The 13,756-nt window shown below is 35.5% G+C and carries 15 protein-coding genes; 12 read left to right on the top strand and 3 right to left on the bottom strand.

The features are described from left to right. Window positions 1–2: 2 nt before the first annotated feature. Both JUJ52_RS09645 and sda read right to left on the bottom strand, forming a co-directional pair. On the bottom strand, window positions 3–2,324 hold the full coding sequence (locus JUJ52_RS09645; protein WP_026681218.1) for a Na+/H+ antiporter subunit A: 2,322 nt from the start codon (window positions 2,322–2,324) through the stop codon (window positions 3–5). Between the two features lie 331 nt (window positions 2,325–2,655). Next, window positions 2,656–2,802, bottom strand: coding sequence for a sporulation histidine kinase inhibitor Sda (sda, locus tag JUJ52_RS09640; RefSeq protein WP_026681217.1), 147 nt, complete (start codon window positions 2,800–2,802; stop codon window positions 2,656–2,658). Between the two features lie 560 nt (window positions 2,803–3,362). Here sda and JUJ52_RS09635 point away from each other — a divergent pair. The 11 genes from JUJ52_RS09635 to JUJ52_RS09585 all read left to right on the top strand — a co-directional run bounded on the left by JUJ52_RS09635 (window position 3,363) and on the right by JUJ52_RS09585 (window position 11,999). Then, the gene (locus tag JUJ52_RS09635) at window positions 3,363–3,878 is read left to right on the top strand and encodes a YqeG family HAD IIIA-type phosphatase (RefSeq protein ID WP_026681216.1); all 516 of its coding nucleotides are present in this window, start codon (window positions 3,363–3,365) and stop codon (window positions 3,876–3,878) included. 2 nt (window positions 3,879–3,880) lie between these two features. Continuing rightward, entirely contained in the window at window positions 3,881–4,981 is a 1,101-nt protein-coding gene (gene yqeH / locus JUJ52_RS09630; protein ID WP_121605287.1) for a ribosome biogenesis GTPase YqeH, read from the top strand. 16 nt (window positions 4,982–4,997) lie between these two features. Next, window positions 4,998–5,837: a shikimate dehydrogenase gene (gene aroE, locus JUJ52_RS09625; protein WP_026681214.1), complete on the top strand. Its 840-nt coding sequence runs from the start codon at window positions 4,998–5,000 to the stop codon at window positions 5,835–5,837. A 1-nt stretch (window position 5,838) separates the two neighbouring features. Next, on the top strand, window positions 5,839–6,129 hold the full coding sequence (gene yhbY, locus JUJ52_RS09620; RefSeq protein ID WP_026681213.1) for a ribosome assembly RNA-binding protein YhbY: 291 nt from the start codon (window positions 5,839–5,841) through the stop codon (window positions 6,127–6,129). Between the two features lie 13 nt (window positions 6,130–6,142). Beyond that, on the top strand, window positions 6,143–6,709 hold the full coding sequence (locus JUJ52_RS09615; RefSeq protein WP_026681212.1) for a nicotinate-nucleotide adenylyltransferase: 567 nt from the start codon (window positions 6,143–6,145) through the stop codon (window positions 6,707–6,709). Further along, on the top strand, window positions 6,699–7,274 hold the full coding sequence (gene yqeK, locus JUJ52_RS09610; RefSeq protein WP_121605286.1) for a bis(5'-nucleosyl)-tetraphosphatase (symmetrical) YqeK: 576 nt from the start codon (window positions 6,699–6,701) through the stop codon (window positions 7,272–7,274). Before JUJ52_RS09615 ends, yqeK begins: the two co-directional genes overlap by 11 nt. Further along, a complete protein-coding gene (rsfS, locus tag JUJ52_RS09605; RefSeq protein ID WP_026681210.1) occupies window positions 7,274–7,630 on the top strand; it encodes a ribosome silencing factor in 357 nt (118 codons plus the stop codon). The genes yqeK and rsfS overlap by 1 nt, the downstream gene beginning before the upstream one ends. A gap of 2 nt (window positions 7,631–7,632) precedes the next feature. After that, window positions 7,633–8,388 carry a class I SAM-dependent DNA methyltransferase gene (locus JUJ52_RS09600; RefSeq protein ID WP_034678976.1) on the top strand — a complete coding sequence of 252 codons (756 nt, stop codon included), beginning with the start codon at window positions 7,633–7,635 and terminating at the stop codon, window positions 8,386–8,388. Window positions 8,389–8,498: 110 nt separating this feature from the next. Beyond that, window positions 8,499–9,104, top strand: a complete 606-nt coding sequence (locus JUJ52_RS09595) for a helix-hairpin-helix domain-containing protein (protein WP_026681208.1) — start codon at window positions 8,499–8,501, stop codon at window positions 9,102–9,104. A 43-nt stretch (window positions 9,105–9,147) separates the two neighbouring features. Further along, window positions 9,148–9,714 carry a ComE operon protein 2 gene (locus tag JUJ52_RS09590; RefSeq protein WP_026681207.1) on the top strand — a complete coding sequence of 189 codons (567 nt, stop codon included), beginning with the start codon at window positions 9,148–9,150 and terminating at the stop codon, window positions 9,712–9,714. A gap of 11 nt (window positions 9,715–9,725) precedes the next feature. Beyond that, entirely contained in the window at window positions 9,726–11,999 is a 2,274-nt protein-coding gene (locus JUJ52_RS09585) for a DNA internalization-related competence protein ComEC/Rec2 (RefSeq protein ID WP_205388632.1), read from the top strand. A 93-nt stretch (window positions 12,000–12,092) separates the two neighbouring features. Here JUJ52_RS09585 and JUJ52_RS09580 read toward each other — a convergent pair whose 3' ends face one another. Then, complete coding sequence (locus tag JUJ52_RS09580; protein ID WP_026681205.1) at window positions 12,093–12,227, bottom strand: YqzM family protein; 135 nt, start codon at window positions 12,225–12,227, stop codon at window positions 12,093–12,095. Window positions 12,228–12,540: 313 nt separating this feature from the next. On the opposite strand from JUJ52_RS09580, the gene holA reads away from it, so the two are divergent. Then, on the top strand, window positions 12,541–13,578 hold the full coding sequence (gene holA / locus JUJ52_RS09575) for a DNA polymerase III subunit delta (protein WP_026681204.1): 1,038 nt from the start codon (window positions 12,541–12,543) through the stop codon (window positions 13,576–13,578). Window positions 13,579–13,756: the final 178 nt, after the last annotated feature.

Here is a 13,756-nt window from a genome sequence, read left to right as displayed (position 1 = left end):
ATTTATTCTGCCTCCTTATTCTTTTTATTTTTAATGAGGCCAAATATCGCAAGTGCTGCAATTCCAAGCACAGCGATCTCAAATAATGTATCCAACCCACGCATGTCTACAAGAATTACATTAACAATATTATCTCCACCACCAAGTTTATAGGAATTCTCCACAAAATAATCAGATATAGATTCAAACCACCTGCTGCTATGAGCAGAAATAGCTACCATCGTAATCAACGCACCAAACCCAATGGAAATAATCGCATTCATTGTCTTTGTTTTAGCTGAATCCGTTGATTTCCTTAGTTTTGGAAGGTGGTAGAAGCATAATAAGAACAATGCTACAGACACTGTTTCAATGACTAATTGTGTTAAAGCGATGTCTGGGGCTCGATAAATGACAAATAAAATCGCCACTCCAAAGCCAACAACACCTAGCACAAGTACCGCCGCTACATTATGATTCATATATATTGTTCCAATAGCAGCAATAATCATAATAAGAACAACTGCAATTTCAATAAATGATATATCAGCTAATTGATCTGTACTAACAGTAAAGCCGTTACTTACGAACATAACGAAGAAGGAGACAACGAGTGTTGTTCCAAGAATTAGAGACATATATGTTTTTAATGAGCCTGTCATGTAGAAATTAGTTACAGATCGAGATACGCTATCCATGTTGGCTACAATTGCATCGTACACCTTATTAAAGCTTGCTTTTCCAGGTAATACTTGATAAACAGCTTGCCATCTTTTTCGTGTTACAAACAGAATAATACCTAATGTAACAACAACGAGTGACATTCTAAACGCAGGAGAATCCCAACCATGCCAAAACTTAACTTTATAAAACTCTGTGTCGCCATTAATAGCTTCTGCAGCGTGCTGCAAGAATGGAGCGTTTGCCATATTAGGCAATAGTCCAATCAGAATAACGCCAAGCACTAAGATGATAGGTGAAACAAGCATACCAAAAGGCGCTTCATGTGGTTTTTTAGGCAGTTGTTCAAGATGCTTTTTCCCCGTAAAGGTTCCAAAAAATAAGTACATCGAATATACAAATGTAAAAATACTACCAAGAACTGCTAAATAGGGAATGGCTTGTGACCAGAATCCTGAATTATCTAACTGAATACCAGCATCAAAGAAGAGTTCTTTACTGTAGAAACCATTAAGAAAAGGTAAAGGAACTCCAGCCATTGAAAATGTTGCAAATATAGCTAGTGTTGCTGTAATTGGCATAAATGTAGCTAAACCACCGAGCTTGCGGATATCCCTTGTACCTGTCTCGTGATCCACAATTCCAGCAATCATAAATAGACTGCCTTTAAATGTAGCATGATTTAAAATATGGAACACAGCTGCGAAAACGGCAATTGTTGTACCAAATCCAAGCATTGCCATAATCATTCCGAGCTGACTAATTGTTGAAAAAGCAAGAATAGCTTTTAAATCCGTTTGTCTGACAGACATATACGATCCCCAACAAAGAGTGATAATCCCGACTATACTTACAATCAAAAAGAACCATTCATAGCTAGAGAATATGGGAGAAAATCTGGCTATTAAAAATATCCCAGCCTTTACCATCGTCGCCGAGTGGAGATAGGCACTTACTGGTGTAGGTGCTTCCATTGCATCTGGTAGCCAAATATGGAATGGAAATTGAGCCGATTTTGTAAATGCTCCTAATAAAATAAATCCTAAAATCAATGGTAAGTAATTGCTATCTAAAATGACATCAACCTGGCTGATCATTTCTTGGATGCTGGTTGTACCAGTTACTACATATAATAAAATGAAACCGCCCAACATACTTAATCCACCAAATACAGTGATAAGCATGGATTTTAATGCTCCATACCGTGACCGCTCCTTGAAATGCCAATAACCAATCAACAAGAAGGAAGATATAGATGTTAGCTCCCAAAATGTATAAAGCACAAAGATATTATCAGATAAAACGACACCAAGCATTGCACTCATGAACATAAGAAGGTAAACATAAAAATGTCCTAATCGCTCCGACTTATGTAAATAATAGATGGAATAGAGTACGACCAATGAACCAATACCACTAATTAATAGTACGAACAATAAACTTAGGCCATCTAAGTAAAAATCTAAATTTATACCTAAGGATGGTATCCAACTATACTGCTCTATTTGTGGTGAGAAATCATTTCCTACAAATTGAACAAAATAAAGAAAAATAATGAACGGAACAAAGAATACAAAAATTCCTGTATGTATTTTTGCTTTTAATTTACTTAATGCAGGAATAAAGCATGCAATAAGAAGCGGAACTAGTACTGCTAAGATCATCGAACGGGATTCCTCCTTCAAAAATATCAATGCTGTTGTTATTAATTTGTACGTTATTGCTTATTCCATTACAGAAATTAGAGAATGACTGAAAGTGGTACATATCCATCGGGGAAATGACATCTTGCTAGGGTCTAGTTTTTCTAAATCTACTTTTTAAAAAAAGTAGGTAAATTGGTTGATAAGTATGGCTTTGATACTACCATATGTAATCATTTATCCAAGAAATAGTTTAACACATTAAATTATCAATAAAAATAAAAAACCCTTAGGATTCGCAAATTCTTCAAGGGTTTTCGTGTTTCTTCATATTTATAATACATTATTTTTTTTAACCTGATTTTATATTTTTTATTTTATGTGATAATCGTCTTCTATGAATCTCTTCTTCAATCAGGGAGAGGAAATCGGGGCTTAAATTTAATTCATTTGCTGTAAAGTATGATTCAAGTAATAATTCGTCTGACAAATGTTCCATAAATACAGCCCTCCTAAGAGTGGGAATCTTCTGGATTTAAGTTAATATAAATTTACCATGTTCTAACAAGCAGGACAAGGCAGAAGTTATCTACATTTGACTGTAGATAACCTGTGTACAAACTCAAAAAAATCCTTACAAACATTATTACATCAACTCGAAAATTGTTAATAAAGTTATCCACAATGCAAAAAATGAAGGTATTTGTCGAACGATTTATTCATATTTTCGGGTGAACATACATACTTCTTGATGAAATGACATAGATCAAGGATTTCTAGTTGTACTTGTCTACATGATAAGGGTTTATCATCGACAAAGTTTCGTCTTGATAATAAATCACACATGGTATGGAGATAACTGCTAGTGAATGTCCGATAAGCTCGGCTCTATAGGATGTGGGTCACAAAGGCGTTGTCACAGGAGGTGACGTTTTTGCCTTTGTTCTTAACATTAGAATGAAGTTTCGCTTTATTATTGTAGAAAGTTGTTATAGGATAAGGTTATAATGGAGATTCGTATGAATACTGCTAGTAGATAGACTATAAAGAGGTGTAAGTGTGTTAAGAAAATTTCTGCCTAATGAACATGTAAAAAGTATTTTTGATATCCATCCCGACGTATTAAAAGAAAAAGGGATTAAGGGGATCATCACGGATTTAGATAATACCCTGGTAGCTTGGGATGTTAAAGAAGCAACATCTGAAGTAGTTCAGTGGTTTAAACTAATGAAAGAGCATGGGATTAAAGTAACAATTATATCGAACAATAATCAAGAACGAGTAAAGGTGTTTTCAGAGCCATTAGATACACCATTTGTATTTAGTGCAAGAAAACCGTTGAGTAAAGCATTTAGAACCACTGCTAAAAAGATGGGTTTAAAGAAAGAAGAGATTGTAGTGGTAGGAGACCAAATATTGACTGATGTACTTGGAGGGAATTTTGCTGGGTTTTACACAATTCTTGTTGTCCCTATTGTGCAAACAGACGGTAAGATAACAAGATTTAATCGTAGAATTGAACGACGGATTCTTTCATATATGCGTAAAAAGGGAAAAATTAGCTGGGAGGAATAAGATTGGAAACACTATACTGTCAGGGCTGTGGTGCAGAGATACAGACAACAGATAAGAATCAACCTGGATATACACCACAATCCTCTTTGGAAAAGGAAGATATTTTATGTCAACGATGCTTCCGTTTAAAGCACTATAATGAAATACAGGATGTCGCGATGACAGATAATGATTTCCTATCAATGGTTAGTACTATAAGAGAAACAGATGGGCTGATCGTACATGTTATTGATATATTTGATGTGGATGGCAGCTTGATTAATAGCCTGCCTCGTATTGTTGGCGATAACCCTATAATTTTAGTTGGAAATAAAATGGACCTACTTCCAAAATCGGTAAATAAGCGAAAATTAATGCAGTGGTTACGTTCACAAGCAAAAGAGAATGGGATTCGCATAAAAGATGTATTCTTGATTTCTTCTACAAAAGGCCATGGTATGGAAGAGCTGACAAATCAAATAGAAGCCTATCGACAAAATAAGAATGTGTATATTGTTGGAACAACAAATGTTGGAAAATCAACATTTATTAATCGCTTAATAAAGCAATCTACTGGCTACAGTGAGGTTATTACTACCTCTTATTTTCCAGGTACAACGTTAGGATTCATTAAGATACCATTAGATGATCATTCTACATTAATAGATACTCCGGGAATTGTTAATAAACAACAGATGGCGCACTATATATCTCCGCCTGATTTAAAAGCAATTTCTCCTAATAAAGAAATCAAACCAAGGGTTTATCAATTAAATGCCGGTCAAACATTGTTTTTTGGTGGACTCGCTAGATTGGACTTTATCAAAGGAGCGCGGCAGTCATTCGTTTGCTACTTTTCCAATCAATTGCCCATTCATCGTACAAAGCTTGAAAATGCCGAGCATTTATATGAAAATCATTTAGGCGAGCTGTTATCGCCACCAAATGAAAAAACATTAGAAAAACTTCCTAATTTAACACCAAGCGATTTTCGGATTTCAGCAGATAAGAAGGATATTGTGTTTCCGGGGCTTGGGTGGGTGTCTATTCAAGGAAATGGTGCCTCTGTAACAGCCCATAGTCCGAAGGGTGTATCTGTATCAATTAGAAATTCGTTTAACTAGGAAGGGGAGAAATAATGTGTATCGGTTTGGATTGATTGGTTATCCAATTGCCCATTCATTATCACCGTGGATTCATAAAGAATTTATGAAACGAACCCATATAGATGGAGAATATGAGATTTACGAAATTAATCCTGAAGGGTCATTTAGCGAAAAAATAAATGCGTTTAGACAAAAAGAACTACATGGATTTAACATTACTGTTCCTTACAAACAAAAAATCATCCCATTTCTTGACGAAGTGGATCATACGGCAAAGGCAATTGGTGCTGTAAATACGGTACGTAATAAGAATGGGAAATGGATTGGATATAATACGGATGGTATTGGATATGTACGATCTCTTAAAAGTAAATATCCACGCCTTTTTTCTAAAGCAGATAGACGTGCGCTTATTTTAGGGGCAGGTGGTGCTGCAAGAGGAATTTATGCTGCATTGCAGGATGCTGGCTTTACAACGATAGACATAGCAAACCGTACAAAGGAAAAAGCGCTTGATATAATAAGATTATATCAGGTGCAGTCACAGGTAATGCCATTGGAAAGCGTTGAAAAACAAATTGATCAATATGATGTAGTTATTCAAACCACCTCTGTAGGCATGAAACCGTATGCTGATAAATCAATCATTGAAATTAAAAACACAAAGCCAAACGACACGATTGTTAGTGATATTATCTATCAACCGATCGAAACAAATTTGCTGACACAGGCAAAGTGTTATGGTTTTTCTCTGCATTTTGGACATACGATGTTGCTATATCAGGCACAATATGCTTATGAAATATGGACAGGCATAAAGCCACCAATGGAACGCATGGATCAAGAATTACAACTTATACTGGAAGGAAGATAATATGTTAACAGGTAAGCAAAAACGTTTTTTACGAGCACAAGCAAATCAACTGAAGCCTATTTTCCAAGTTGGTAAAATAGGTGTGAATCAAAATATGATTGATCAAATTGAGGATGCACTAGAAAAAAGAGAACTGTTAAAAGTGAGTATCTTACAAAATTGTATGGATGATAAAGACACCGTTGCTGAGCAATTAGCAACTGGAACGGACGCAGAGATCGTGCAAATAATTGGGAATAATATCGTATTGTATAAAGAATCTACAGAAAACAAACAGATTCGTCTTCCGTAAAAGGTGTTTATTGATGAAGCGTATTGGTATCTTAGGAGGAACGTTTGACCCACCGCATATTGGTCATTTGATCATTGCTGAAGAGGTTCGGATTTCGCTTGAATTGGATGAGGTGTGGTTTATCCCATCTTATACACCTCCGCACAAAGAAGATGTTAAAACAAGCCCGAACAATCGACTGGAAATGGTACATTTAGCTATAGAGAATAATAGGTATTTTAAGGTGAATCCAGTCGAAATCAACCGTGTTGGAAAGTCTTATACAATTGATACGATAAAGGAATTAAAGAAAAATCATCCTCATAAAACATTTTATTTCATTATTGGCGCGGATATGGTTGAATATTTACCAAAATGGGAACGAATTGATGAGTTAATGCAACTAATCCAATTTGTTGGTGTTAAACGGTCTACTCATTCTTTACAAACACATTATCCAATAGTGGAAGTAGACATCCCATTAATAGAGATTTCCTCTACGTTATTAAGGGAACGGTTAGAACGTAGTGAAACCATTCACTATTTACTACCTGACTCCGTTTATAACTATATTAAGGAGAATCACTTATATGAAAATTGAGATAGCAAAGGACATCGTGAAGCAACACTTAACAACAGCTCGCTATGAGCATTCGTTACGCGTGGCGGAAACAGCAAAAGAGCTTGCTTTGTTATATGGTGAAAAAGTTGAAAAAGCAGAACTTGCAGCCGTCTTCCATGATTACGCGAAATATCGATCGAGGGATGAGCTTGCGCGATGGATAGTAACGTCCTATTTACCTAAAGACTTATTAGATTATCATCATGAATTATGGCATGGTCCAGTAGCAGCATTGCTTATTGAGAAAGAATTCGGTGTAAAGGATATAGATATCCAAAATGCTATTCATTACCATACAACAGGAAGAGCTCATATGAGTAACCTAGAAATGATAATATTTTTAGCTGATTATATAGAACCCGGTAGAAAATTTCCAGGTATAGATAAGGTGCGGGAGATGGCAAAGGTCGACTTGGTACATGCGTGCTTAATGGCATCAGCAAATACGATTCGATTCTTAATGAACAAGAATACTGCCATTTATCCTGACACCTTTCATACGTACAATGATTTAATAAGAAGAGTTAACGGAGGTAACCATTAATGGAAAATAAGACAATTATACAACTTGCAGCCGAAGCGTGTGATGATAAACGTGCTGAGGACATTATTGCACTTGATATGAACGAAGTATCATTAGTGGCGGACTATTTTTTAATATGCCATGGAAGTAATGAACGACAAGTGCAAGCAATAGCAAGGGGGATTAAGGATAAGATGGAAGAGAACGATATTTCCTTGAAACGTTTAGAGGGATTTGAACAGGCTAGATGGATTTTAGTGGATATAGGTGATGTCGTTTGTCATATATTTCATAAGGATGAAAGAAGCTACTATAATTTAGAGCGTCTTTGGGGAGATGCAGCTCCAGTCTCATTGCAATTGGAGGACAACAAATAGTAATGGCTTACGAAAAAATGGCGAATGTTTATGACCTGTTAATGGAAGATGCCCCTTATGATCAATGGGTAGCATTTACGGAAGCTCAGTTTAAATCAAGACAACGAGAAGTTGGGACGATCGCTGATTTAGGATGTGGTACGGGAGAAATAGCAATCCGATTGGCAAAAAAGGGATATCAGGTCACAGGAGTAGATTATGCGGCAGATATGTTAACATATGCAGCACATAAGTCTGCTACAGAAAATATGTCCATCCAGTGGATTTGTCAAGATTTGCGAAGTCTTGTAGGCCTTCAGGGGCTTGATGCTATAGTCAGTTACTGTGATGTCATTAATTATATTACGTCAGAAGCTTCCTTAAGAGATACATTTATAAATATAAACGAAGCACTCGATCCAGGTGGGCTATTTTTATTTGATGTTCACGCGCTTAGCTATATTACTGATAATTATTTTGGGGAAACATTCGCTGATGTTACGGAAGATGCTTCTTATATTTGGTTTTGTGCAGAAGGAACACAGCCTGGTGAAATGTTCCATCAGTTAACTTTTTTTGTAAGGGATAAGGACAATTTATACCATCGATTTGAAGAGGAACATCATCAACGAACATTTCCTGTAGAAATTTATAAAAAAATATTGAATGAGTCAGGTTTTGAAAATATTAAAGTATATGGTGATTTTTCATTAAAAGCAGATAGTTTAAATAATAATACAGCAAGAATTTTCTTTTCAGCTGAGAAGAAACCGGAATAATCTGTATTTCCGGTTTTTTTTCTTAAAAAGGAAAACAAGTTAAGCATGTCGAATTTTAAGTAGGAGAAATGAAATAAATTCCTTCTATTCCTCAAAAAGGAGGTGAACATTTGTACTCTAATATATTAAAAAAAGTACTTTTCTTTATTGGTATTCCAGTCGTCATAATCATTTTACTTCTTATGATCGGAGATAAAGATACAGGTGATGAAGATGCAAAAATCATTGATACTAGCGAGCCGATTGATCCGACAGATACGGTGAACAGTAATCGTACGAATCAGGTAGAGGACACAAGTACTGTCGTTGTGGATGTAAAAGGTGAAGTAAATAAACCAGGTGTCTATGAGTTGGAAGTGGAAGATCGTGTGATCGATGCAATAGAAGTAGCTGGAGGGTTTACTAAAAATGCAGATGAGTCCCAAGTAAACCTTGCGCAAAAAGTACAGGACGAAATGGTTATTTCAGTTGCAGATAGTGAAAGTGATTATTCATCGTCATTGTCAGGTACGGAGACGAACGAGAAATTGCGTATAAACCAAGCCTCGGTAGAAGAAATTGAGAGTTTGAGTGGGATTGGACCAGCAAAGGCAGAGGCAATTGTAAGATACAGAGAAGAAAACGGGCCATTTACCACAATAGACGATCTACTAAACGTTTCTGGAATTGGCGAGAAAACAATTGAAGTATTTCAGGAAGAGATTCAAATTCCATAACTGAAAATGAATGATTTCAAAAAATACATAAAGGGGAATAATGATGGAACGAATTTCATGGAATCAATATTTTATGGCGCAAAGTCATTTACTCTCATTACGCAGTACATGTACTAGACTAATGGTAGGGGCAACAATTGTAAGAGATAAACGAATTATTGCTGGAGGCTATAACGGAAGTGTCTCGGGAAGTGTTCATTGTATTGATGAAGGTTGTTATGTTGTCGACGGGCATTGTGTACGTACGATTCATGCTGAGGCAAATGCATTATTGCAATGCGCTAAATTTGGTGTTCCTACCGAGAATGCAGATATCTATGTAACACACTTCCCATGCCTGCAATGCTGTAAGCAATTAATTCAAGCAGGAATCAATACTGTTTATTATGCAGAGGATTATCATAATAATGATTATGCTATCGAGTTGTTTGCTGAGGCTGGAGTTATTACCAAGAAGGTAGAGCTTGATTATTTGACAGTTGATACAAATTATCTGGAAAAACAGCATTACATTCAAAATTTAATACAGAAGCTAGAAAATGAAGAAATTGATCGTAATGAATTGCAGAAATGGAAAAATAAAGCATTTGATTTATTTAATTTACGATAAAGGAGAATCATGTGAAAGGATTCTGGCATTTTCCTGCATTGGCTGTCGTTGTAAGTAGCTTGATGAAATGGATGAATCACCCTATTATTGCTGCAGTATTTCTTGTTTGGTTATTTTATTTATTTTATAGGAGAAGGATATGTGCAATGCCGTTTGTACTATCCCTCATCTCCCTTATATTCTTTTCCTTTTTTATCCCTCGAATAGAAACCACTGAAATTAACCATAAACAGCCTCCTCAAGATAAAGAATTAACAGGTACAATCATTACTCCTATTCAAGTAGAACCCGAAAAAATATCATTTATCTTTCAAATTGCAAATACAGATAGCAAAGTTTCTATGTTGTATTTCCCAGACAATCCAGTGCATGTGGCCAGCGACTATCCGCACATAGCATATGGATCCACCTGTCGGATTTCTACGTTACTGGATATCCCTAAGCCAGCGACGAATCCCGGTCAATTTGATTATCAAGGATATGCGAATAAGCAAGGGATTTCTTATCAATCCATTATCACAAGTTTAGACGAGTTAGATTGTCTAGAAGGTACGGGATTTTTACATCATATATATCAAATAAGAGCATCCATGCTTGATTACGTTAACGGAAATATAAGTGATGGAACTGCTGCCTGGATACTTGCATTATTATTTGGAGATAAATCTTTTTTAGCTAAAGATACGATTGAATTGTTTCGACAATGGGGATTAAGTCATCTATTGGCAATCTCAGGCCTGCATGTTGGATTAATGATAACCATTACTTATTTTCTTTTAGTTAGGACAAACCTTTTCACAAAAGAGTACGCGCAATGGGGAATGCTGCTATTTCTGCCTGTCTATGCGCTGATGGCTGGAGGGGAACCCTCTGTATGGCGAGCCAGTATCATGGCTATATTTTTTATCATCCTCCATAAAACCAAATGGAAAATCAGTGTTACAGATGTACTTAGTATTACATTTATTGTGCTAATTCTATTTGATAAGCTGATTATATATCATGTGGGATTTCAGCTCTCATTTATGGTAACCTTTGGATTATTGCTTTCGAGGAAATGCTTATCCCGAACAAACTCTTCAATCAAACAGATGCTACTTATTAGTTTCATTGCGCAAATGATGATAATTCCGCTACTATTTCATTACTTCCACATACTCCAACCATTATCCATTTTACTCAACCTTTTCATTGTTCCATACTTTACATTCTTTGTTATTCCCACTTTATTAATGCTTTTATTTACGTCTCCTATATCCACCATATCCTCAATTATCGATCAGTTGTTTATTGTCGTTCATGAACAGGTGTTGCTTGGTATTGGAAAAATAGATAACTATCTACATTATCCTTTGGTTGCAGGCTCTATGTCATTTGTTGCTGTTATATTATATTACCTCTTTCTCTTCTTCTTTATGGGTTACTTGGAGAGGGGAAAGCAAGTAAAGTCATTTTATTGCGGAGTTATCATCGTAATGATAATTTTAGTCGATATAAGCCGACCATTTTTTTCTCCCATAGGGACAGTAACAATGCTCGATATCGGACAAGGTGATGCTTTTATTATTGAATTACCTTATCGTAAAGGTGTGATACTTATAGATGCTGGTTCAAAGGTTACAAACACAAACCAGCAGCCATCGGCGAGTGTATATAATCAGGTTATTCAGCCGTATTTATTTGCAAAAGGTATTCACAAAATAGATGCTATCTTTTTGTCGCATGAGGATTTGGATCATATTGGAAGTGTGGATTATATACTGGAGGATATAGAAGTAAATAATATATTTATAAGTGATTTTTTTGACAGCAAGGAGATTGTATGGAACTATTCTGAGGTAGTTACTGTAAAAAGAAATGATACAATTGTAGTAGGAAATACACTTTTTAAAGTGTTGGCACCATTTGAAGATAGAAAATCAGCAAATGACAATTCACTTGTTCTATTTACTAATATTGGGGGAATGAATTGGCTTTTTACAGGCGATATAAGTAAAAAAGAGGAAAAAGAAATAGTGAAATCATACCCAAATATAAACGTTGATGTCCTTAAAGTAGCACATCATGGCAGTAAAACATCTACAGATAAAGAGGTTTTAACACAATTAGCACCTCATTACGCATTAATTTCTGTTGGTGAGGACAATTCATATGGTCATCCGTCAGATGAAGTTATCCGTAATTTACGAGAAAGTGGTGCAATTGTTTTGCGTACAGATAGAGATGGTGCGATACAGTTTAAATTTATAAAAGACCGGGGAACGTTTTATCGTTTTTTACCATAGTAATATATCATGATTCATCCAAACAAAAAAGAGACTGTGACACAGTCTCTTTACTTACGTTCACATGTCTAACCTATGTAAACGAATGAGGATTTAGGCTCCTGCTACACTAATTATAACTCCGATTGCAAATAGCACAAGAAAGAAAATAAAAGAAAATGCAAAACCTTTGATGGAGTCAACAACGTCATTATTTTTAGATTGAATATCTTTTTCAAATTCGTTCACAATTACCCCTCCTATATCACCATTAGTATAAATTATATTTTTTAAAAAATCCACTTTTGCAATAAATTTATATCGAATTGAATGGATCCCAAATTTAGAAAGACTTAACATCTATACTTTTACTTAGACGGGAAAATCTATAGATAAGATCAAATATCGTTTGACATGACTGTTTCTAGAGCAGTTATGCAAGCGTTAATATAGATTGGAGAGGGAAGAAGATGCCAGTCTTTTCCCTCTCATTATTCCTTGCCATTCTTCTATTAACGTTTTACCATATAAAGGTACAGCAAAAAAGGTTGGAGTGAATTGCATGTCCTATTTGGAAGCGGTAAAACAAATAAAAAAAAATCAAATATCCTCAGTATTTTTACTATATGGAAACGAGCCCTATTTTATACAATCACTTAAAACACGTTTAATGGAAGCCATTCTTGATGATGATAAAGATAATTTATCGAGCTATGATTTAGAAGAAACATCTATACAAGATGTTATTGCAGATACGGAAACATTCCCTTTATTTGGTGAGCGTAAATTGATCATAGCTACTAACGCTGTTTTCTTAAAAGCAAAACCGGATAAACTTTCGTTTGAGCATGATCTTGAGTCGCTACAACGTTATCTGTCTGCACCAGTTGATTTTTCCGTACTTGTTTTGATTGCGCCATATGAAAAAATTGACGAACGGAAAAAAGTAACGAAACAATTAAAAAAGCAAGCATCTGTAGTGGCATGTAACGCTATAAAGGAATATGAGCTAAAGAAGTGGATTTCGCAATTGGCTGATCAGCTTCATGTTACAATTGGTGATGATGTTTATGATTTATTAGAATCGGAATTATCCACGAATTTGCACTTATTGGAAAGCGAATTGAAAAAATTAGCAATGTATGTTGGGGAGAATGGTGAAATTACAAGGGAAATTGCTGAAGCGCTCTTATCGCATACTACTACAAATTCTTCATTGAAATTAGTGGATGCTGTCATGAATCGTGATTTACATAAGGCAATTGCTATATATAAGGATTTAGAAAAAATGAAGGAAGAACCCATTGCATTGATTGGTTTACTTGCCTTCCAATTTCGTACGATTTTTCGAGTGAAGTTATTAAAGCAAAAAGGCTACAGTCAATCTCATATGCAAAAACAACTTGGGGTGCATCCCTATGTCATTAAAATAGCTATGCAACGAGAAAAGCAATTTTCTATAGATACTTTAGAATATATTATGGATCAACTAGCAGATGCTGATGCAGCAATGAAACAAGGATCTATGGAGAAAGAATTAGCATTTGAAATACTTCTATATCATTTAACGAAAGGAAAAATTGCTAGAACAAAAGCGTAAGCGTCTGATTAAAACGTAGCGACTGGAGCGAGTCAACGGAAATAAAGGAAGCACGGTGAGCTTGCGAGCCGATAATGACTTAGATTAGGGGTGATTCGTAAAGTTGCCTCGTTTCTGGGAACTGGAGTTGGACGTAGCTCAACACGCCCATATTTATCCACTTGAGCTAACAAACAAA

This window comes from Virgibacillus sp. AGTR, from assembly GCF_016919725.2.
GTDB lineage: Bacteria > Bacillota > Bacilli > Bacillales > Amphibacillaceae > Virgibacillus > Virgibacillus salarius.
This window is presented reverse-complemented; position numbering and strand designations above follow the sequence as displayed.

Excerpts from the sequence above, each read along its gene's own strand:
- yqeK (WP_121605286.1), top strand. The coding sequence starts at position 6,699 with ATGAAAATTGAGATAGCAAAGGACATCGTGAAGCAACACTTAACAACA.
- sda (WP_026681217.1), bottom strand. The coding sequence starts at position 2,802 with ATGGAACATTTGTCAGACGAATTATTACTTGAATCATACTTTACAGCA.
- rsfS (WP_026681210.1), top strand. The coding sequence starts at position 7,274 with ATGGAAAATAAGACAATTATACAACTTGCAGCCGAAGCGTGTGATGAT.
- JUJ52_RS09600 (WP_034678976.1), top strand. The coding sequence starts at position 7,633 with ATGGCTTACGAAAAAATGGCGAATGTTTATGACCTGTTAATGGAAGAT.
- holA (WP_026681204.1), top strand. The coding sequence starts at position 12,541 with ATGTCCTATTTGGAAGCGGTAAAACAAATAAAAAAAAATCAAATATCC.
- JUJ52_RS09645 (WP_026681218.1), bottom strand. The coding sequence starts at position 2,324 with ATGATCTTAGCAGTACTAGTTCCGCTTCTTATTGCATGCTTTATTCCT.
- yhbY (WP_026681213.1), top strand. The coding sequence starts at position 5,839 with ATGTTAACAGGTAAGCAAAAACGTTTTTTACGAGCACAAGCAAATCAA.
- JUJ52_RS09590 (WP_026681207.1), top strand. The coding sequence starts at position 9,148 with ATGGAACGAATTTCATGGAATCAATATTTTATGGCGCAAAGTCATTTA.
- JUJ52_RS09615 (WP_026681212.1), top strand. The coding sequence starts at position 6,143 with ATGAAGCGTATTGGTATCTTAGGAGGAACGTTTGACCCACCGCATATT.